This is a genomic window from Kitasatospora purpeofusca (assembly GCF_036010405.1).
Classification (GTDB): Bacteria; Actinomycetota; Actinomycetes; order Streptomycetales; family Streptomycetaceae; genus Kitasatospora; species Kitasatospora purpeofusca.
Genome location: NZ_CP108561.1, coordinates 1 through 19,463 on the forward strand (window position 1 = coordinate 1; position 19,463 = coordinate 19,463).

Annotated in this window: 16 protein-coding genes and 1 pseudogene; 7 read left to right on the forward strand and 10 right to left on the reverse strand. The window is 70.6% G+C overall.

The features are described from left to right. Positions 1-695: 695 nt before the first annotated feature. The gene (locus OG715_RS00005) at positions 696-920 is read right to left on the reverse strand and encodes a hypothetical protein (protein WP_327063440.1); all 225 of its coding nucleotides are present in this window, start codon (positions 918-920) and stop codon (positions 696-698) included. Between the two features lie 47 nt (positions 921-967). Here OG715_RS00005 and OG715_RS00010 point away from each other — a divergent pair. Further along, positions 968-1,764, forward strand: a protein-coding gene (locus tag OG715_RS00010; RefSeq protein ID WP_327064189.1) for an IS5 family transposase whose coding sequence is annotated in 2 segments (ribosomal slippage) — positions 968-1,300 and positions 1,303-1,764 — 795 coding nt in all. Because the reading frame shifts where the segments join, the coding sequence is not laid out codon by codon here. Between the two features lie 487 nt (positions 1,765-2,251). Then, positions 2,252-2,608 carry a hypothetical protein gene (locus OG715_RS00015; protein ID WP_327063441.1) on the forward strand — a complete coding sequence of 119 codons (357 nt, stop codon included), beginning with the start codon at positions 2,252-2,254 and terminating at the stop codon, positions 2,606-2,608. A gap of 62 nt (positions 2,609-2,670) precedes the next feature. On the opposite strand, the gene OG715_RS00020 is transcribed toward OG715_RS00015, so the two are convergent. Beyond that, positions 2,671-3,300 (reverse strand): hypothetical protein, encoded by a 630-nt coding sequence (locus OG715_RS00020; protein ID WP_327063442.1) that lies wholly within the window; start codon positions 3,298-3,300, stop codon positions 2,671-2,673. Between the two features lie 257 nt (positions 3,301-3,557). Between OG715_RS00020 and OG715_RS00025 the strand changes: the two genes are divergently transcribed. Continuing rightward, positions 3,558-4,097: a hypothetical protein gene (locus OG715_RS00025; protein ID WP_266274513.1), complete on the forward strand. Its 540-nt coding sequence runs from the start codon at positions 3,558-3,560 to the stop codon at positions 4,095-4,097. Here the strand turns inward: OG715_RS00025 and OG715_RS00030 are convergent. Further along, positions 4,054-4,845 carry an IS5 family transposase gene (locus tag OG715_RS00030; protein ID WP_266274514.1) on the reverse strand — a complete coding sequence of 264 codons (792 nt, stop codon included), beginning with the start codon at positions 4,843-4,845 and terminating at the stop codon, positions 4,054-4,056. The genes OG715_RS00025 and OG715_RS00030 overlap by 44 nt on opposite strands. Positions 4,846-5,472: 627 nt before the next feature. Between OG715_RS00030 and OG715_RS00035 the strand changes: the two genes are divergently transcribed. Next, positions 5,473-6,903: a transposase gene (locus OG715_RS00035; protein ID WP_327063443.1), complete on the forward strand. Its 1,431-nt coding sequence runs from the start codon at positions 5,473-5,475 to the stop codon at positions 6,901-6,903. 40 nt (positions 6,904-6,943) lie between these two features. Here the strand turns inward: OG715_RS00035 and OG715_RS00040 are convergent. The 3 genes and pseudogenes from OG715_RS00040 to OG715_RS00050 all read right to left on the reverse strand — a co-directional run. Beyond that, positions 6,944-8,227 (reverse strand): annotated as a pseudogene (locus OG715_RS00040) (NF041680 family putative transposase); the annotation flags it as partial. Positions 8,228-8,353: 126 nt separating this feature from the next. Further along, positions 8,354-8,497, reverse strand: a complete 144-nt coding sequence (locus tag OG715_RS00045) for a hypothetical protein (protein ID WP_266271871.1) — start codon at positions 8,495-8,497, stop codon at positions 8,354-8,356. A 298-nt stretch (positions 8,498-8,795) separates the two neighbouring features. Further along, a complete protein-coding gene (locus OG715_RS00050) occupies positions 8,796-9,209 on the reverse strand; it encodes an NUDIX hydrolase (protein ID WP_323182181.1) in 414 nt (137 codons plus the stop codon). Between the two features lie 426 nt (positions 9,210-9,635). On the opposite strand from OG715_RS00050, the gene OG715_RS00055 reads away from it, so the two are divergent. Continuing rightward, the gene (locus OG715_RS00055; RefSeq protein WP_266271873.1) at positions 9,636-10,631 is read left to right on the forward strand and encodes a hypothetical protein; all 996 of its coding nucleotides are present in this window, start codon (positions 9,636-9,638) and stop codon (positions 10,629-10,631) included. A 473-nt stretch (positions 10,632-11,104) separates the two neighbouring features. Here the strand turns inward: OG715_RS00055 and OG715_RS00060 are convergent, their stop codons facing one another. From OG715_RS00060 to OG715_RS00075, 4 genes are read right to left on the reverse strand one after another with little or no spacing between them, the layout of a single operon-like run. Then, positions 11,105-13,720, reverse strand: a complete 2,616-nt coding sequence (locus OG715_RS00060; RefSeq protein WP_266271874.1) for a DEAD/DEAH box helicase — start codon at positions 13,718-13,720, stop codon at positions 11,105-11,107. Positions 13,721-13,780: 60 nt separating this feature from the next. Further along, a complete protein-coding gene (locus OG715_RS00065) occupies positions 13,781-14,509 on the reverse strand; it encodes a helix-turn-helix domain containing protein (protein WP_266271875.1) in 729 nt (242 codons plus the stop codon). Beyond that, entirely contained in the window at positions 14,506-16,770 is a 2,265-nt protein-coding gene (locus tag OG715_RS00070; RefSeq protein ID WP_266271876.1) for a hypothetical protein, read from the reverse strand. The genes OG715_RS00065 and OG715_RS00070 overlap by 4 nt, the downstream gene beginning before the upstream one ends. Then, positions 16,770-17,351 carry a DNA-binding protein gene (locus OG715_RS00075; protein ID WP_266271877.1) on the reverse strand — a complete coding sequence of 194 codons (582 nt, stop codon included), beginning with the start codon at positions 17,349-17,351 and terminating at the stop codon, positions 16,770-16,772. The genes OG715_RS00070 and OG715_RS00075 overlap by 1 nt, the downstream gene beginning before the upstream one ends. A gap of 237 nt (positions 17,352-17,588) precedes the next feature. Here OG715_RS00075 and OG715_RS00080 point away from each other — a divergent pair, with 237 nt between their 5' ends. Continuing rightward, positions 17,589-17,945, forward strand: a complete 357-nt coding sequence (locus OG715_RS00080) for a hypothetical protein (RefSeq protein ID WP_266271878.1) — start codon at positions 17,589-17,591, stop codon at positions 17,943-17,945. Positions 17,946-18,479: 534 nt separating this feature from the next. Further along, positions 18,480-19,289 (forward strand): hypothetical protein, encoded by an 810-nt coding sequence (locus OG715_RS00085; protein ID WP_266271879.1) that lies wholly within the window; start codon positions 18,480-18,482, stop codon positions 19,287-19,289. Positions 19,290-19,463 lie beyond the last annotated feature (174 nt).

Consider the following 19,463-nt stretch of genomic DNA (forward strand, 5'->3'; position numbering starts at 1 on the left):
CACCTCGAAGGCCAAGCCCACGCAACCGAGTTGCTGGCCCGCCTACGCAACCAACCCCGCAGGTCCAATGGCGCGCAGGAGTTCACGCGGCGCAGAGAACTCGACTCGGCTGCACATCGATGCAACAAGGCCAACAGGGAAGTGGAGTACGCGCGCGGCCTGCTTCTGCATGCGATACGCAGCCCCGGCCCGGCTCCCCGGAACGTACCGCCGCCCCCAAAGCCTCGACGCAGCGCCACCCTGTCTCATCGCGAGCCGATGTGGATCGGATCGCACTGGACGCGAAGCACCAGCTGAACATTCGGTAAGCCGGACGCCGATCAGGTACCGAGCAACCGGCCGCGCCCACCACCCAGCCTGTCGAGCACCGCCGCAAGGAGAAGGCCGACCCCTGACGCAACGGCAAGCCCGGTCTTCGCCCCGCCGACCGCCAGCCCAGGGGTGTCCCACCACCGTCCCAACCCGCAACACACGACGCCACCACCAGGCGAAACACCCTGAGACCGTCCTAGCGAAACGGACATACCCGGCAGCCGGGGACAGAGGTAGGACAGGGACTGGACAGCAACGCCCCGCGGCTGTCGCGGATGCTGTCGCGCCCAGACCACACACAGGGGAAACCGGGTAGCCGCCGACGTCACACCACACGACAGCACCCCCCGCGACAGGGCAACGCGATAGCACCCACACCCCAGTCACCGGCCCTCCCGCACACCCTCCAGGGCAGCCTCCACGGCGGCCTGACGGCCACCCAGCACCACCACCCCGACACCAGGGCGCAGCAGCAGCACCGGGACGGCGGCCAGCGCGGTCGAGCCGGGCGCAGCGGGACGGCCCGACGGCCGACCGGGACGGCGGCCAGGGCGCAACAGGGCGGCGGCGCCGGGACCGCGACGGAGGGCGGCCAGCACACGCGGCACTAAGAGGTCCTCTCATTTGGGCGGTTGAGTAGACTCTGGGCGTGCTGATCGTGGAGCGTCTGGTGCCGGACGAGTTGTGGGAACTGTTCCAGCGGGTGGTGCCGCCGGCGCCGACGCGTCCGCAGGGCGGCGGTCGGCGGCGGCACGGGGACCGGGAGGTGCTGGCCGCGATCGTGTTCGTCGCGACGTCGGGGTGCACGTGGGCTCAGCTGCCGCCGTGCTTCGGCCCGTCCGGGCCGACCGCGCACCGGCGCTTCACCGAGTGGACCGCGGCGCGGGTGTGGGCCAAGCTGTACCGCCTGGTCCTAGACGAGCTCGGCGCCCGGGGCGAGTTGGACTGGTCCCACTGCGCGGTCGATTCGGTGAACATGCGGGCCCTGAAAAAGGGGATCTGACAGGTCCGAATCCTGTCGATCGGGGCAAGTATGGGTCGAAGATCCATCTGCTCACCGAACGTACCGGTCTGCCCCTTTCGGTTGCGATCTCCAGGGCCAACCTCCACGACAGCCAGGCCCTGATCCCACTCGTCGACGCCGTCCCGCCGATCCGCTCGCGGCGCGGCCCCAGGCGCCGCCGGCCCGGCAAGCTCCACGCCGACAAGGCTTACGACCACCGCTTCATCCGCGCCTACCTGCGACGCCGCCAGATCGCCCACCGTATCGCCCGCCGCGGCATCGAAGCCTCCAGCCGCCTTGGCCGCTACCGCTGGACCATCGAACGGACGATGGCCTTGCTCGGAGGCTTCCGCCGGCTCCACCGCCGCTACGAACGCAAGGCCGACCATTTCGCTGCCTTCGCCACCATCGCCGCAACCCTGATTTGCCACCGCCGACTCACCAAATGAGACGACTTCTAAGACGGCGGCACGACCCGGACGACGGGAGATCCGGACGGCGGCAGGAGGGCACGCCCCGACCGGCAGCGGCCCGGACGGCGACGGAGGAGCAGCGGCAGCGAGGTGGCGGCGGGACGGCCCGGCCGAGGCCCGGCAGAAACCGAACACCGGCCCCGCCAACTCCCCTCACCCGGCCATTCCAACCAGAATTCACAACACCATCAGAACCAATCCGCCAAAACAGCCGAACGGAATACCCGGCAGAATTCACACCCGGAAACCCGCCCACCACACCCCGACCGACCCCACCGGACCCCCGACCCCACCCACCACCACACACAGTCACCACACCCCGGCCCCCACCCCCCAACCGGTCCAACCAAAGGTCCAGACAATCCAGCATGTAAGGCCAAACCACCCCCACAATCACCAACAGGTCACACCCGGCGGCCATCCGCCGGGCAGAGCTTGGCATGCAGCACGCCCGCGCTTCGGAATGAGGGAGCACATTCGTGCACGGGGATCTGGAGACCGCCTGCACACCGAGGGCCTGGCCGAGTTCGTGACCCTGCCGCAGGCTGGCCGGGCAAAGGCCTGGCACCTCACCGCCCAGGGCGCGGCGGTGGCAGCGACCTTCCCCGAGGCCCGCCGTCGGGCCGCCGTGCCGGAGACCGAACAGCTCACCGTCCGGCACGGGCGCGAGCACCTGCTCGACGTCGGCCGGATCCACACCGCCTTCGCCACCGACGCCCGCACCCGCGGCGAGGCCTGCGGCCCGCTCGACCTCCTCCCCACCCCGGAGCTGCCGGTCGAGGGCAGCAGTGTGTACCGGCCCGCCGCAGAGCTCGCGTGATGGTCTGCATGTAGCTGACCTGGGAATTCGTCACACCTGCCGCCCCCGGCTTGCGGCAGGTGTCAGTAGTTGTGAGCACCCAGAGCTTTACTGCAGATCTCGCTCGCCTCAGTCAGGAAGTCGTTCATGAGGTCCCAGTGCTCCTCCTTGCGGGTGGGGCCGACAGCGCTGCGAGCGAGAAACTCTCTCGTGAGCAGCCCGTTCAGGGCCTGGAGCGCACCGAGCGCTTCCCGCAGGATGGCCATGCGCTCCACTGCGGCAGTCTCCGAGACGCCCTGCGACCGGTCCGCCGCGACCTGGCGCAGTGCCTCGAAGTCGGGCAGGCGGATCAGGTGGTGCAGCCCGTGGGTCCAATCTCCGTTGCGTGCCGGGCCCTGACGGGTCGTCTGGTCGGCAGCCACCGTGAGCGCCACGGGGGCTCCTTGATCACCCGCGCCCCGTACCGCCAGTGCCGTCTCCGCCTCCATACACCCCTGCTGCGTCAGCTCGCACAGCACCCGCGCCGGACGGCCCGGGTGCGAGCCCTGCTCCTGGCGCAGCACGACCCACTGCCGCTCGCTGAGTCTGGTCAGGATCTGTGAGACCGTGCTCTTGCCCAAGGCCGCCCGCTCGCTGATCCTCGCCGCCCACAACGGCTCGTGCGCCGAGGCCGCCAACAGCAGGCGCAAAACCTCCACCGTCGGGCGGGTCATCCGAACAGGTCCTGTCATACGGCCAACACCACCACTTCCCTGACCATAGGTCAAGAATGAACCATGGCCCTCATTAGCCAGAATCCGGTGACAGCGAGATGGTCAACAATCGCTGACACTCCCAGACAGACGATCAGTGGTGGCTGAGTGGCTGTTGTCTTTCCGGGCTTGAGGGCTGCGTTTCCGCTGGTCGGGCATAGGGTCGGTGGTCTCGGGGAGTGGTGACGTGTCGTGTCGTCGCCCTGGTGGAGGTCGGGATGCCGTCGGTCGTTGGGCTGCTGGAACAGCGCGAGCTCTCCGCTCGCCGTCGTATGGACGATCTGCGGGAGGAGGCCGACCGTATCCAGGCCGAGCTGGTCGTGGCCGAGCGGGAGTGGAACGAGTGGGTCATCGCCCGCTCACGCGTCGGCGAGGTGCTGTCCCCGGGCGACGCCGTCGGCCCGGATGTCGCAGGGAATCCGTCGGATCACGGTGAACAGCCGGCGCTGCCTGCGTCTTCGGAGGCGGTGAAGCGGAAGTCGGTGGTGCCGATGTGGCGCGCGGGTCTGGCCTGGTCGGCGTTGTCGGCGGACTACCAGCGCATCCTGCAGATCCTCGCGGACCGGAGCCGTCTGGGCCAAGGCCCGCTGACGTGCCAGGAGATGGCCGGCTGCTTCGGCCTGGACCCGGTGCCCGCGAAGATCGAGGCGTTGCGGTCGAAGGCGAAGCGGCTGACAGCGCGGGGGTGGCTGGCCGAGCCGGCACCGGGCCGGTTCACGCTCGCGAAGGCCGTGGCCGGGCAAGGCGGCGGGTCATGAGCGTCGTCATCGACCAGTAGACCATCGCCTCCGCGCTGCTGACGGATCGTTCGAAGTCCCGTGTGAGGCGGCGGCTTTGCATCAGGTGGGCGAAGAACCGCTCCACGATCCACCGCTTGGGCAGCACGACGAAGCCGCGCATGTCGTCACTGCGCTTGACGATGGCGAGGACCAGGGCGAGGGCGGCCAGGCAGTACTCGACGAGGCTGCCCGTGTAGCCGCCGTCGGCCCAGACCAGCGCCAGCCGGTGGTGCGCGGCGGCCACCTGGGCGAGCAGAACCCGCGCGGCGGCGCGGTCGCCGACATCTGCGGCGGTGACTGTCACCCCCAGCAGCAGGCCGAGGGTGTCGACCACGGCGTGCCTCTTGCGGCCGTTGATCAGCTTGCCGCCGTCGAAGCCGCGGCTGTCGGCGCCGACGACGGCGTCCGCCTTCACCGACTGGGAGTCGATCACACCGGCGCTCGGCTCCGGCTCCCGCCCGGCCCGCTCGCGGACCTTGCGGCGGAGCCGGTCGTGGAACTCCTTGACCAGACCGTGGTCGCGCCAGCGGCGGAAGAACGCGTAGACCCGGTCCCACGGCGGGAAGTCGGCCGGCATGGCCCGCCACTTCGTTCCGTTGTCGACGAGGTAGCGGACCGCGTCCAACATCGCGCGGTGGCAGTACGCCTCCGGCTGCCCGCCCCGCCCGCGCAGCCAGCCCGGCACCGGCAGCAGCGGCCGCACCACCGCCCACTCCGCATCGGACATGTCCGTCGGGTAGTGGCGCGCACGGACCCCGTGATCGGCGGCGTTCCCGAACCGGTGTGCCAGGCAGTCACACGCGAGAGTGACCGAAGTGGACCCCGCTCCCGCGATGCCGTAGAACTGCGACAACAGGGCCTCCTGGACCGCTCTTTGGCGTAGACACCCTTCGAGCTACCAAGAGGCCCTGCTTTCATGCGCGCCGGCCGCCGCACTCACCCGATCGAGACTCCCGTTCGACCAGCACACCTCAAGATCGGAACGACAACAGCCACTGAGCTTGGCGTTTAACCTCGCTGCGCTTGGTGATCCTTGATCGATTCGGCGCGTTTCACGGTCTTGCCGACGTCGTGGTGCTTGGCGCGGTTCTTGTTCTTCGAGCCTGCGGGCCGTCCCGGCCCTGGCCGGGACGGTTTCGGTGCGGCCGCCGGACGGGCCGGAGGCTGTCGCACGGCTTCCCCCGTCCGCGAGTCAAGAGCGATTCGATGTTCGGTTCAAGTCGTCGTGGGGACGTTGGAGTCTGGATCGGTGGGGCGGAACTTCCTGCTGTGCGACCGCGAACGTGATCTTGAGATGCCGAAGAGTGCCCGGGAGTGGCTGCCGCCAGGGCACTTGTGTTGGAGAGTGCTTGAGGTGGTCGAAGGGCTCGACCTCTCGGCCTTCGAGGGCGGCTATCGTGCCGACGGGCAGGGCGGCGTCGCCTACCCGCCAGCCGCCTTGGTGGCGCTGATCTTCTACTGCTACAGCAAGGGCATACGCTCCTCGCGCGGCATCGAACGGGCCTGCTGGGACGATCTGGGCTGCCGGATCATCACCGCGAACCGCGCCGTGGACCATTCCACCGTCGCACGGTTCGTCCAGCGTCACCGCGACGCGCTGACCCGGCTGTTCGTGCAGGTGCTGGCCCTGTGTGGCAGTCGTGGGCTGGTCGATCTGTCGGCGGTCGCGGTGGATGGCTCGCCGATGGACGCGAACGCGTCCCGTGACTCCAACAAGCAGTTGCCGCGTCTCGAGACCGTCATCGCCCGGTGCGAGGACGAGATCAGCGCGCTCATGGACGACGCGCGCGACCATGCCCGGCGCGTCGAGACCCGCGACGCTACGGACGCCGACGACGAGCCCCAGCGTGACGACTGGCCGAGGATGTCACGCCTGTGTGACCTGCTCGCCAGGGCTCGCACGGCCCGGGACCGGCTCCACCAACGCGCCCTGCCGTCCGCCAACGAGATAAGGATCAAGGTTCAGGCAGCCGAACGCATCGTGGCCCGCGCGGAGGAGCGGTTGACCGCGGAGACTGCGGCCCATCAGGAGAAACTGAGGAAGTACCAAGCACGGACCGAGGCCGACCGGGAGGCAGGGCGCCGGGCCGCCAACGGTCGACCGCCCGTGCCCATGGAGAACAAGACGGTCCTGGTCCGGCAGCGGGCCCGACTGGCGAAGGCCCTCGCTCACCTGGAGCGGGCAAGCAGCCCCGAGCCGATGCCCTCCCCGACCGCCGTCGCCAGCCTGAGCGATCCGGACTCACGGCTACAACTGGGCAAGCACGGCGGCTACCTGCAGGGATACAACCTGCAGATCGTCTGCGCGCGCCGCCAGATCCTGCTGGCCATCGACCTCCACGACAACCCCTCGGACCGCACCGCACTGATCCCGATGGTCAGGAAGACCCAGGAGAACCAGCGCGCGGCAGGTCTGGCGGGCGACATCCTGCTCTGGCTCGCGGACAGCGGATACGCCAGCGCCGCCTCCTTCGAGGAGCTCGCCGACCTGCCGCTGCTGGTCTCGGTCACCAGCGAGGCTGACCAGGCAGGCTTCCCCGCGAAGCGCCAGACCGCCCCCGCCGGCCAACAACCCATGGCCGACCGCCTGGCGACCCCGGCCGGCCGGGCCCGGTACCGCCAGCGCAGCGCTCTCGTCGAGCCTGGCTTCGCCCAGCTCTTCCAGCGGTTCGGCCGACACCTCAACTACCGCGGACGCCGAGCTGTCGACACCGAGATCAAGCTCCTCGGCACCGTCCACAACCTCAGCAAACTCCTTGTCGGCACCACGAAATCGCGCTCTTGACTCGCGGACGGGGGAAGCCGTGCGACAGCCTCGGCGTCTTCGCGCGGATGTTGCGGAACCCGCGTCGGACCCGGGCGGGGGTGAGCCTGCTCGGCGGGGCCGGTTTCTCCCAGGGACGGCGCAGGTCCTCGGCGAGGGGGCGGGCGAGGCGTAGTTGGGTGTGGGCGACGATGACGAGCCAGGTCCACAGGTCGGCGGTGTCCGGGTTGCGGAAGCGCGGGGTGGTCCAACCGAGGGTCTGCTTCATGAGCCGGAAGGTGTGCTCAAGATCGAATCTGCGCAGGAACGTGCGCCAGATCCGGTCCAGGTGCTCGGCGTCGATGCCGGTGGCGGAGGACCACAGCCACAGCGGTTTCGCGTCCCTCTCGCCCGGCAGGTGCTCGACCTTGAGGCGGACCAACGTGCCGTGGATCAAAGGGATTTCACCTTCGTGGTCGAGCCACGGGCCGCGCTTTTGCAGGCGCTGGTGCATCCGGTCCCACGCTCTCGCCTCGGCGTTCCCGTAGCGGGTGGTGGCGGTGGTGGTGGCGGCGTCCGGGGTGTGCCAGCTGTCGGGCTTGGCGAAGGTGAAGACGCCGCCGTGCCGACGCGGGCGTCCGCCCTTCGGGGTGGAGCGGGGCTCGCCCGGGTCACGGAGCATGACCCGGTCCGAGCGTAGTCGGCCGACCAGTTCAACCGGCAGATCGGACAGGACGTAGGCCAGGCGGGTCACGTCGTAGCCGGCGTCCATCACGATGAGGATGTCCGGATCGCCGCGGTGCCAGTGGCATGCCGTGATGATGCGTTCGACGACCTCGCGCAGCCGGGCGGCGGTGACGGCGGTCGCGTCGTCGGCCGGTCCCAGCCGGACCGCGTCCAGCAGTCCGACCCATGACGTGCGCCCGGACTCCAGGGCGGCGACGAAGGAATACGGCCAGCCGGGGACGAACTGGTCGGCGCTTCGACCGCGGCCGTAGACGTGGCAGAACAGGCGCTCGTCGCTGGTCGGGGCGTCGGGCCGGAGCCAGTTGCTCACGTCGACGACCAGCGCGATTCTCCCGTCCGCGAGCCGTGGCAGCGGCAGGCCTGTCAGGGTGCGGCGCAGCCGTGTCGGCTCCAGCCATCCCCGGTCCAGTGCCTGGTACAGGGCGCCGTGCCCGCGCCGGTGCTCGGCCGCGAGCGAGAGTTCCACCAGCGTTTTCACCGGTCCGTCCGTGCACAGCACCGCGTCCGTCAGCTCGAAGAGCGCGTCCGGGCGAGCGTACAGGCAGTCGTAGAACTCAACCCGAAAGCGGGACAAGATGCCCAATGCGTCGCTCGTGGGCGGGTCAAGGGGGAGACTCATATGCAGCGGCCGTTCTCTTGGGCTTCGTGACTCGACATCTCGAAGCGTGGAGAACGGCCGCCTCCGCTGTCCCGGGAAGAACCGCAGATCAGCAGGTCGGGTGACCTGCGAGGTTAAACAAAAAGGTCAGAACCGGTTGCGGCGTTCGACGGGCCGGGTGGGCCTCGTCTGGTCGGCGGCCAGGGCGTGGGCGGTGGCGCGGGTGCGCTCGAGCCAGTCCGCGACCTGCTGGACTGTGGCCGGGCCGAGGTGGCGGGTGAGCTCGCGCACCGCTTGGTGGTCGCCCTCGGTCAGGGTGTGGAGCCCGGCGCGGGCGAGGGCGGTGTACAGCGGGCCGGCAGCCGCTCCGGCGAACTGGCGGTGCGCGGCGTCGGTGCGCTGCCGGGCGTCGTGGGCGGCCTCGGCGGCGCACTGCGCGACGTCCTGGCGGTGGCGGGCCGCGGTCTGGGCCCGTTGCAGGCCGAGGTCCCGGTCAGGGTCGTAGGTCTCGCCTGCGGCGGTGGCGGCCTCGCCACGGATGCGCTGCCACTCCTGGTAGGCGAGCGCGGCGCGGGCGAGGGCGCTCTCGTCACCGGCGTCGGCGTACCGGTCGGCGGTGCGCAGGTCGGTGTGGGCGTCGGCGACGGCCCGGTCGCGCAGTGGCCTGGTCCTGGGCGAAGCACAGCCGCGGCCGGGTGGGCAGGTCGTCCAGGTCGAGGCCGAGCTCCTCGAGGAGCTCGCGGCGCAGCACGGCGTGCGGGTCTTCGCCGGGCTCGACCAGGCCGCCGGGCAGCGAGTGCTGGACGCCGTCGGGCCGGTCGCGCCGGATCAGGGCGAGGCGGTCGTCGTGGAGCAGGGCCGCACACCCTGGTCCGGACCGGGTCGGGGCCTGCACCGTGGTGGTCACCGCCTGGACCAGGCCCGGCAGGCCGGTTCGTGCCAGGTCGTTCGGACAACCAGGCCACCCTGGGCGAGGTGCTCGCTCGACCAGGTCCGACAGCACCCGCCGCTGGCGCTGAGCACGCTGCTGGTGGCGCAGCTCGCGGCCTGCGTCCGCTTGTAGGAACTGCCCGCGCGAGCAGCGCCGGGCGCTCCTGGAATCGGCTCTGGACGACCTTCTTACGGTTCCTGGTCTTCCTGATCGGCACCACGGCCACCGCCATGGGCGCGGTGGTGGTGAACCTACAGCTGGCCGAGGAGCAACCGGCCCTCGCCGAGCTGCTCACCGCCGGCCAGGGCTGCCCGGGTCGAGGACCGGGTCCAGCAACGGCCCCGCCGTACTCGTCTGCGGCGACCGGCGACTGCCGTGCGCCTACAGGGAGCTGGGCGGACATCCTGCTGGCGCGATGTCCAGCTGGGATGCAAGGGTGTGGAGTCCCGACCAACCCGCGCTCCCGGTAGCCGCCCTCAGCACGAGAGTTGACGATCAGTGGCCCAGCACACCGCCTCCACCGAAGCACCATCGGACCCGTTCGACCAATGGCCCGACCTGAAGCCCTGGATCGGCACACGGCCGAGCCATCCGATCCGGGCCGCCTATGACGGCTCTGTCGGTCAACAGCAGGTCCTGCAACAACTCGAAGATCTCATCCGCGGCCTTCAGTCGGCCGGGCATTCCCTCACCTCCAAGCGGAAGGCAATGAATCGCGCCTCCACCTGGCAGGAGTGCATGGACGTACGGACAGAACTTCTCATCGCCGGCAAGCTCCAGGGCCGAGTCCCCTTCCGCTTCCTGCCCGAGGGCAGTACGCCCCAGCCGGACATCGAACTCATCGGAGAGCCCCTGCACATCGAGATCACCAATCGGTGGACCAGCCAGAGCAGGGACCTGCGGGACGCGATCGAGACCGAGCTCGTAGGAACAGGCTTCGCCGTCGAGATCTGCTTCTCCGAGCAGCCGGCCCGCATCAAGGAGACCGAGATCGTCCGGCTCCGCGATCAGGTCGCACAGTCGGTGGCGGTGGGCAAGCCGTTCACCTTGACCGGCAAGGTGGGTCACCCGACGCTGGCGCAGCCCGAGATCGAGGTGGACATCAGCGGTTCGCCCGCGGGCCCCGATCAGAGCGCCGACTCGGTCACCATGACGGTCTCCAGCGCGGAGCTGACTGACCACCTCGCGGACGTCGAGACCTTCATCGCGAACAAGCTCACAGAAGGCGCGAAGAACAACCAGGCGAAGGCCGCGGGCCCCACCCTGCTCATCGTGGAGGCGGCGCGCACCGGCCAGGCATGGATACGCCCGGACCATGTCTGGCAGGCGCGGTTGCAGCAACTGCTCGGCGGCACCACCACAAATTTCGTCGCACTCGCCCTTGCCATCGCAGGCACGACCAGCAACGACTTCCGGCTGATCATCGCGATCAGCCCCACCTGCCCGCCAGCCTCCCGCTCGGCAATCGAGAAGGTCACCGCAGCGCTCACCTGAGCGGTGGCAACCCCTCGCCCACCGACCGGCACACATCGAACGGCAGAAGAGCGACCCAGGGTGGGTCGGACATCAAGGTGTCCGACCCACCCTCACCAATGCTTTGACCTGCGACGTTATCTAGCCGTGACCGGGCCACCAAGGTATCCACTGCATACCTTGGTGGCCCATCAAGGTATGGGCCACCGCCCCGGGAGGACCATCAAGGTGGGCGTCCGAGCCCCAGAGTGACCATCAAGGAATCGCCCCGCCGCCGCGACTCCACTGAAGGCGGGCAGGCAGCGCCCGGCGGCCATCAAGAGTCCCGGAGGCGAGCACCACCCGGGCCGGACGCAGTGGTCGGGTTTGCGGGTGGGATGCCCACGTCGTAGCGGTCGAAGAGGTCCGCGAAGGAGCCCTGCAGGAGCGGGCGGGGCCTTCCTGGTCGGCGGGATGAGGGCGGGGGCGGCTTGGTGGGCCGCCCCCGTGGTGGGCTACCGGTCGGTGACGCAGTGGTGGTCGGCCTCGACGTAGTCGCCGTTGGCGAACTGGGTCTCCAGCGCCCAGCCGCAGGTGCACTCGGCGCGGCCCTCCCAGTCGATCGCGCCGTCGTCGTCCTGGTCGCAGTCGTGGTCGGCGTCCACGCTGGTGCCGTCCTCGAACTGGGCATCGCCCCCGTCTCCGCATGCACGGCACGTCCACTCGGCGGTCCAGGTGACCGTGCGCTCGGCCGGGCCCTGCTCCGGTTGCTCGGCGAGGGCGTCGGGCAGGGCGTCCAGGAGCGCGGTCTGCTGGACCGTCAGCTTCTCCTCGGCGCGGGCCTTGTCCTGCTTGCGCAGCCAGGCGCCGGGCCGGAAGGTCGGGTCGGCTTCGCCGCCGGTGCGGTTCGCCGGGCCGTCGAGGGTGCCGCCGGTGGCGAGGTAGGCGAGCAGACGGCGGTAGGAGCGGGTCCAGTCCGGTTCGATGCGCCACATCGCGTCCAGCGCGGTGAGCTTGGCGTCCTGGACGGCGGTGAGCTTGGTGTTCTTGCGCTGGCGGCCCATCCAGGCGCCGACGGCGTGGCCGTCGAGCTTCTCGGCGGCCGGGATCGCCAGGTGGCTGTGGGTGGCGGCCCAGGCGCGGGCGTGGGCGTAGCCGCGGTCCCAGGAGCGGGCGTGCTTGTCCCAGATCATGCCGAGCTGGTCGAGTTCGTGGATGCGGACCGGGGCGAGCAGGCCGGCGCCGCTCAGGTAGCGCTGGCGGTCGAGCCAGGAGATCAGTGCGCCGTCGCGGGTCTTGTCCGTGGGGTCGAGGTGGTGGTGGCTGGTGTGGAACGCGGCGGCCAGTTGATACATCCGCTGCCACTCGGTGGCGCGCGGGTTGAAGGTGCGCAGCTTCACCGTCTGGAGGATCTGGGCGGCGTGCTTTCGGGCGTTGATCCGCAGCCACTCCACCGGCGACTGCGGGTCCGGCTGCTCGCCGTCGGCGGCCTCGCCCGACTCCTCCCCCGTCTCCGGCTCGGTGACGTCGCCCTTCTCTCCCACTCGCTTGGTGCGCAGTTCGGTGATCCGGCCGACGACCCGGGCGTCGTGGGCGGCCAGCGCCCGCAGGACGCGCCAGATGGTGCGGAACGAGCTGGCCTCGATCTCCTCGTCGGCCTCGGCCTTGACCGCCTCCCCGGCCTCGGTCACCTTGGCCGGGTCGGCGGCCTGGGTGTCGTCGCCGACCAGCGGGGTGGGGAGGTAGACGGGGATGATGACCCAGGAGACCTTGCCCTGCCGGTAGGCCTGGCGCAGGGCCCGGCCGACGGCCTGGACGACGTCGATGACCGAGTTCTTGGGGTCGGCGAAGACGATGGCGTCGACGGCCTCGACGTCGATGCCCTCGTTCAGAAGCCGGCTGTTGCAGATGATGCAGCACTCCTCGCCCTCCTCCCCGGGCCGCTCGCCGGTGGAGGCCGAGAAGGTCGCGAACGCCGCCCGACGGTCCTTGAGCTTGTCGGAGCCGGCCACCGCGAGGGCGGTCACCCGCTCCGGCCGGTCCCGGTCGGGGAGCAGCTCGGCGGTGGCGTTCATGGTCGTGGCGAACTCCCGGGCCGCGGTCACCCGGGAGTGGAAGGTGATGACCCGGCGCAGCTCCAGGTCCGCCACCGCGCGCAGCACGGCGATCTGCAGGGCCAGCCTGAGGAGTTCCTCGTTGGAGCGCTGGGAGCGGAGGTCGGCGACGGCGGGGAGGTTGAGGAGTTCACGCAGGTCCTCGTCGGTGACGACGGGGACCAGGACGCGGTAGTCGGCGAGGTAGCCGTGCTCGATTCCCTGTCCGAGCGTCCAGGTGTAGACGGTCTCGCCGTAGATGCGGGTGTCCGTCATGGAGCAGAGCGCGGGCAGTTGCTCGGCGCCCTGGCCGTCGGCGTCGGTGGTGAGGTCGGCAAGGCCGGCCTTCGCGCGGGTGTCGTCGGCGATCTTCGGGGTGGCAGTGAAGTACAGGCGGCGCAGCGCCGGAACCTTCTCGTCGGAGTGGATCGCCGCCCACGCCTTCCCTTCGGAGCCTGCCGTCCGGTGGGCCTCGTCGATGACCACGACGTCCCAGACCGGGAGACCGAAGTCCTTGTGCGCCTTGACGATCCGCTCCAGGCTCGCGTAGGTCGCGTAGACGGTGACCGGCTCGCCTGCCTTCAGCTTGGTCACCAGGTCGGCGATCCGCGGGGCCTGAGTGGTGACCTGGGCGTGGACTCGGCCGCCGGCCTCCGCGCTCTCCAGCGCCTCCGCCCGCGAACACGCCGCCACCGCAAGTCCCCGGCGGCCGCCCTTCAGCGACCAGGCTTCAGCGGTCTGCTCCAGCAGCTCGATCGTCGGCACCAGCACCAGCACCCGTCCCCTCGCCGCCAGGCGGCGAGCGCAGCCGGCGGCGATGAGCGTCTTGCCGGAGCCGGTGGCGGCGACGATCGTGGCGCGGCCACCGTTCTTGACGGCCTTCACCGCGGCCGCGACGGCATCCTTCTGGAACCAGTGCAGCGGCAACGGGTTCACGGCGGTGGTGCCGGACGGCTGCTGCGCCGGGACGGGAGGTACGGCCTGGGCGCGCAGAGCGGCCGGCACGTCCTGCTCGGCGGTGGCGGTGGTGGTCTGCACGGCGGTGGTTCTCCTTCGTCTGCCGGGTGGTGCGGGGAGGTGGTCGGGTGCCGCCGGTGGTCAGCTGATCAGGACTTCGGAGGTCTGGTGGCCGTCGGGGGTCCAGGTGCGGATCTCCAGGTAGACGATCTCCGCCTCGGGGATGGCGCGGCCCGTCTCGATCAGCCAGGTCTGCACGGCGTGGACGACGTCGCCGTGGGAGTCGGCCACCCGACGGGACCATTCGGTGGCGGGGAATCCGCCGGTGGCGGACGAGCCGTAGGTGCGCTCCTCGGTGCCGTCCGCGCGGGGGACCACACCGCGTCGGATGCCCGGCGAGTCCTGCTTCGACCCGGCCGCCAAGGTGAAGAACGTCCCACGCATGCGCACCGTCAGGGCGACCCGGCCGTCGGCGGCCGCGGCCGCGTGAATGACACCCGCCAGGTGCGCGGCGCCCGACTTGATGGCCTGCTTCCCGGCGCGTCCGGCCATGCTGCCGCCCGGAACACCGATCACGTCCTTGCCCCGCACCCGCGCCTTCTGCCCCGTCTTGGTGCGGCGGCGGGAGGTGTTCGCCTCCGCGATGCCGGCCAGTGCCTCCTCGTCCCGCTCGCCGCCGCGCACGGCCCGCACCATCTGGCGCAGGGCCCCGACGAACGCGGCGCCCTTGCCCTTGGTGAAGAACTGGGAGACGAGGGAGGCGTCGCGGCCGAGCATCTTGGCGACCTGGCGCTTGGTGTAGCCCTGGTCGATCAGCTGCTGGGTCAGCCTCGCGGCTTCGTTCGGGTTCTGCGGGTCGGCGGGGCTCACTGGTCACCTCCGGCGGCGAGTTCGGCGCGGCCCTGGCCGCGCAGCTTGAGGTACTGCTCCTGGCTGGTGGGGTGCGGGATGGGCCCGGTGAGGTGTCCCTTGAGGAGGTAGTCACCGGGCTCGCCCCGGTAGGGCCAGGGCTGGCGTTCGGTCAGGGCGATGCCGTCGGTGCCGAAGTACACGACCGTGCCCGGCCGGGCGTGCAGCGCGCCGGCGACGCCGACGATCTCCTTGCCGTCGCGGTACTTCATGTCCAGCAGCGCGGCCCGGGCCCCTGACCAGACGTAGGCGGCCCACTCGGGGTGCGCGTTGGGGTCGCGGGAGAACCCGGCCTGCCGCTGCCAGGTCACCACCTCGCCGTCCTGGCCGAGGATCTCCACCCCCGCCGGCAGCGCCTCCCCCACCGGGGTGGTGCCGGACACCAGACGCGGACGCTGGGCGAAGCCGCCCAGGCCGAACAGCAGCACGCTGCGCACGGCGCGGGAGGCGAGGTAGGCCGCCTGCCGCTGCCGCTCGTCACCGTGGATGCGGGAGAGGTTGGTCAGGTCCGCCCAGGCGGCCTTCAACTTCTTGCCCCAGTCGTCCAGCGGCTTGCCGTCCTCGAAGACCAGACCGCCGAGGATCTCCACCTTCCACGGCATCAGGTGGTTGGACAGCGCCAGGTGCACCTCCGCGCCGCCCGCCCAGGTGGTGAACGTCGCGCCCGGGTCGGAGGGGTAGACCCAGGCGCGCTCACCGGTCACCGGGGCGGGCAGCAGCCCGACGTGGTTCCACCCGGCCGGGACGGTCACGCGCACCTTCCAGTGCGAGCAGGACATCAGCGCCTTCGCCTGCTCCGCCTCCGTCATCGCCGCGAACGTTCGGGCGGTGATGCGGGCCGGGGTGCCGACCGGGGACTTCCACAGGTGCTTCGCGTAGGCGAACGTGCGGTCGTACTCCACCAGCGCCGGCAACTGCTCCGGCACCCGCGGGGGCAGGATCAGCTCGGTGCGGCCCTGCCCACCAGTGGCGTGCAGCAGAGCGCGCAGCTCCTCCGACAGCACCGGATAGCCGCCCGCCCACTTGCCCTTGGCAGGGATCGTGCGCGACCACAGGTCCCGGCCCGTCTGCGACGGGGAGCCCATCAACACGACGTCGTCCCAGTGCCGGCGCAGTGCCTGCCACAGCAGCGTGAACGCCTGGCGGCACGTCGCGGCGTCGGCGCCGTCCGCATCGAACCACTCGCCGATCGAGCGGATCTCGGTGGTGGCGCTGTCCGGGGCGGTGGCGGGGGCGTAGCGGCCGACGGGCTGGCGCTGGTGCACGAAGTGCCCGGCCAGCTTGTCCCGACCCGCCCCGACAGCGGTCGTCCACCGCTCGGAGGGGGTGTTGAGCCAGGCGGCGACCGCGTCCTTGAGAGTGGAGTACCGCTCGGCGCCGTCGTGCCAGGGGGCGCCGGCGGTGATGTAGATGCGCTCGGTGCCCGGCGCGGTGGCCAGGACGGCGTCCAGGATCTCCCCCGGCGTCTTCGCGCCGAGGGCCAGGCGCACGACCTGGTCGCGGACCGCCAGCTCACCGGTCGCGGCGTCCAGGAACACCGTCGCGCGGGCCTGCTGCACGAAGTTCGGGCGCTTGGACACCAGACCGCTGGTGACGGCCTCGAACCGGGCACCGTCCGGGCCCTCCGGGAGTGTCGGCAGATCACGCGGCCCGGCCTCCACCATCGGCCACTGCGGGACAGCGACCGAAGCGACCGAGATAGCCGACTCGACCGGCGCAGCGACAGCAGGAGCAGCGGCAACGGCGGCGGGGGCGGGCTGCTCGGCGGCGACGGCCTGGTCCTCGACCTCGCGCGGCGCCTCGGGCACCTCGGCCGGCTGCTCGACGACGGGGGCCGGGGCGGGGGCCGGGGCGGGGCGGGTCAGCGCCGGGGCGAGGGCGCCGACCGGCTGCGGCGCGGGCTCGGCCACCGGAACCGGTGCCTGCACGGGCGCGGCGGCCGCAGCCTGGTCCTCGGCCTTGGCCGCGCGGACGGCGGCCGGGGTCGGGTCCAGCAGCGGCGCGATCCGCACGACGTCGCCGACTGACAGCCCGGAGGCCTTCGCGATGGCCGGCGCCTGGGCGCCCTCGTACCCCGCGAGCCCGGCGACCCGGCGCGCACGCTGGGCGGTGAGCTTGTCCAGCTCCTTCTGCGCGGCCGCGACCGTCTTCTCGGCGGCCGTGATCTCGGTGCGCAGCTCGCGCAGACCGGCGAGTTCGGCGGTGTACGTCCTGCGGTCCATCAGCGGGTCACTCCCCCCTCGTCGGCGGTATCGGTGGTCGGGTTGGTGGTGGCGTAGGCGATCGGGCCGCCGGAGACGGACGCCAGGCGGGTGCCGAGCAGCAGGCCCGCCAGACGCGCGTCCTCGGTGTCGGCCGGGTCTGCGGCGTTGGCGGGGGCGGTGAGGTCGGTCAGGTAGCCGGCCAGTCGCGCCTTCGGGAAGCGGTAGCGCCCCGCGGTGCCGACGGTGCCGTCGGCCTCCCACTCGGTGAGGCCAGTCAGCACCGCGACGACGAACCCGGCGACCGTCACCGGCAGCACTCCGCCGGCCGCGACCCGGGCCGGGTCGCACCGCCACCAGCCGGACAGCGCGGCCAGCAGCTGCGCCGCGTCCATGTCGGTGCCGAAGCCGATCCATTCCCGGTCCGGCTCCTCCACCCGCTGCGGGGCGTCCGAGCGCAGCACCGCCACCTCGGCCGTACCGAGCACGGTCAGGTCGGCAGCGGGCCGGGCCTGCAGCTGCTGGAGAGCGGCCAGCGGGAACACCTGCCGGCCCGTCTCGCGGACGCCGGGGACCACGCCGGTGGCCATCAGCTTCTTCACCGTCGGGATCGAGCACCCCAAGGCCGTCCCGGCTTGACCCGTCGTCACGAACACACCCACAACCTTCACGCCTATTCATCTAACTTGAAACGCTAGGGCGACTCTACGCCTCCCCATCGACACCATCCACGTCTTTTTAGTAAGTCATACAAGCATGCCCGGAAGGTGACCCGCCCCGGTCTGTCAGTGCCCGGTGAGACCGTGGTCGGTCACCAACACCGCAGGGAGGTGAAGAAGATGAGTTCTCGACAACAGCAGGCCATGGTGATTTTCGGTGCGGCCCTGGTCGGCGCCTACATGCTCGGCAACGTCGCCAAGAGCCAGGCCCGCGCGCTCGGCCTTGACGCGGTGCAGCTCGCTGTGCTGACCGCGGGCGTCGCGCAGTCCTGCGCAACGCCTGACGCGCACCCGCACGGTCCGGCCCGGTCACCACCAGGTGGCCAGGCCAAGCCTTTTCCCTGGGCCCCACTCGGCGCCCGCTTCCGGATGGAACGCGCACGGGCCGCAGTCGCAGCAGCACCGGGCCACCCGCTGCTCCACCGCCTCGCGGGCGCACTGCTTGCAGATGGCACCGACCCCGTTCGCGACACCTGAGACGACGCGGCCGATGTCGTAGACTGCGCGGCGGGTGGCAGATCTGCGGAGCGGACAGATCGACGACGGCCTAGACGATGAACCGCAGAGCAGATTCGCCAAACCAACGCTCCGGCCTCACCGGCAGCGTCGTCAAATCCGCAGACTGGGTACTCATCCCTTCAGGTGGTCCGGTTCCCTGACGGCAATCGGAAGGGCGTGATCCGCGCGACGATGCCGACATATCCAGTGGCGGTCGGCTGCCGGTGCCGCAGAAAGCAACTCCGCGACCTGGTAACCGTACTGGCACCATCCCACCGGTATCGACTCTGAGGAACAATCACAGTGGCAAAGTCAACGCGCCTCGACTCCGAGCCCCGCGGGGAGCGTGCCTGTACCGACCCGGCCACGGCTTCCGTCACCGGTCCCGCCCCAGAACCCGGGGTCCCCGCAGCCGGTGCGTCCGGACCTGACGACTACCTCTACGACCTGGCGTGCTGCTTGGAGGTCTGCCTGCCACACTCGAATCAACCCGACGAGAGCTGGGGTGCATGGATGCCATACCTGGATGCGGTGCTACCCAGCCGTTACATGCGCCACGGTCCCGTCTGGGAAGTAGAGGTATGGCTGGGCGATCCTGCAGAGCTGGCCAATGATGTGCTGGAGTCCGAGCTCCCGCAGGTGGTCCCGGAGCTTTACCGTACCTGCGTGCTCAGCCGGGGGGCCTTTCGGATCAGGGCCCGGGTGGAGGGCCCGGACGGTGAGGATCTCGCGGTCGTGGAGGCGTCCCCGGAGCGCCTGGCGCCGCTGCTGCTGGACCTGGCGTGCGAATCCCTCGCGACTGTCCGGTGGGCTGCGCGACAACTCGCCGGCGACGTGCAGCGGGCGGGAGGCGAAACTGGACAGATCGTCATGGCGTTGCGGCCCTTTCTCGATGAGTCCCAGGCCGAGGCGCTGTTGTCGGCTCATGCCCGGGCCGACCGGGTCACAGCCGAACTCGCCGGGATCAATCCGGCCTGGGGCGAGATCTCCGTCACGGCGCATGAGGACGGGCTGACCCGTGTCGGTCTCGCCCGCACCTACAGCGAGGCATGCCTTCTGGCTTCAGCGGTGTCCGGCGATCCCGACGAGCGCGAAATCCACGCAGTCGACCACGAGGAGATCCGCCGGTCCGAGCAGGAGAGCACACGCTTGATTCTGGAGCGGCTCAACAAGTCGTACAGCGTTGTCACAGCCGATGGATGCCCGGCCGAGCCAGGCGATCTGATCCTGGACGCTCCCGGCGGTCGGTACAGCATTGTCCACGAGCTCGAATCCGGCGACGGGACCCCTGGTCCTGCTGCGCCTGCAGACGAGGAGGGCTGAAGCACAAGGCCATGTTTCGCCTGCCGGTCACCATCCCTGCGTAGATAGAGCCCCTACTCTCGGTCACTGGCCAGATCGGCCGGCCAGAGAGAAGGACGGCTGTCTGTTTGCCACCCGCAGCGCTGGGCCCCGGGGGAAAGCTCACTCGAGAGCTCGCGGTCGAGCCTGCGCACG

Coding starts and splice junctions, on each gene's coding strand:
- OG715_RS00015 (WP_327063441.1), top strand. CDS start 2,252: ATGAGGGAGCACATTCGTGCACGGGGATCTGGAGACCGCCTGCACACC.
- OG715_RS00085 (WP_266271879.1), top strand. CDS start 18,480: ATGCCATACCTGGATGCGGTGCTACCCAGCCGTTACATGCGCCACGGT.
- OG715_RS00080 (WP_266271878.1), top strand. CDS start 17,589: ATGAGTTCTCGACAACAGCAGGCCATGGTGATTTTCGGTGCGGCCCTG.
- OG715_RS00070 (WP_266271876.1), bottom strand. CDS start 16,770: ATGGACCGCAGGACGTACACCGCCGAACTCGCCGGTCTGCGCGAGCTG.
- OG715_RS00025 (WP_266274513.1), top strand. CDS start 3,558: ATGCCGTCGGTCGTTGGGCTGCTGGAACAGCGCGAGCTCTCCGCTCGC.
- OG715_RS00020 (WP_327063442.1), bottom strand. CDS start 3,300: ATGACCCGCCCGACGGTGGAGGTTTTGCGCCTGCTGTTGGCGGCCTCG.
- OG715_RS00030 (WP_266274514.1), bottom strand. CDS start 4,845: ATGTCCGATGCGGAGTGGGCGGTGGTGCGGCCGCTGCTGCCGGTGCCG.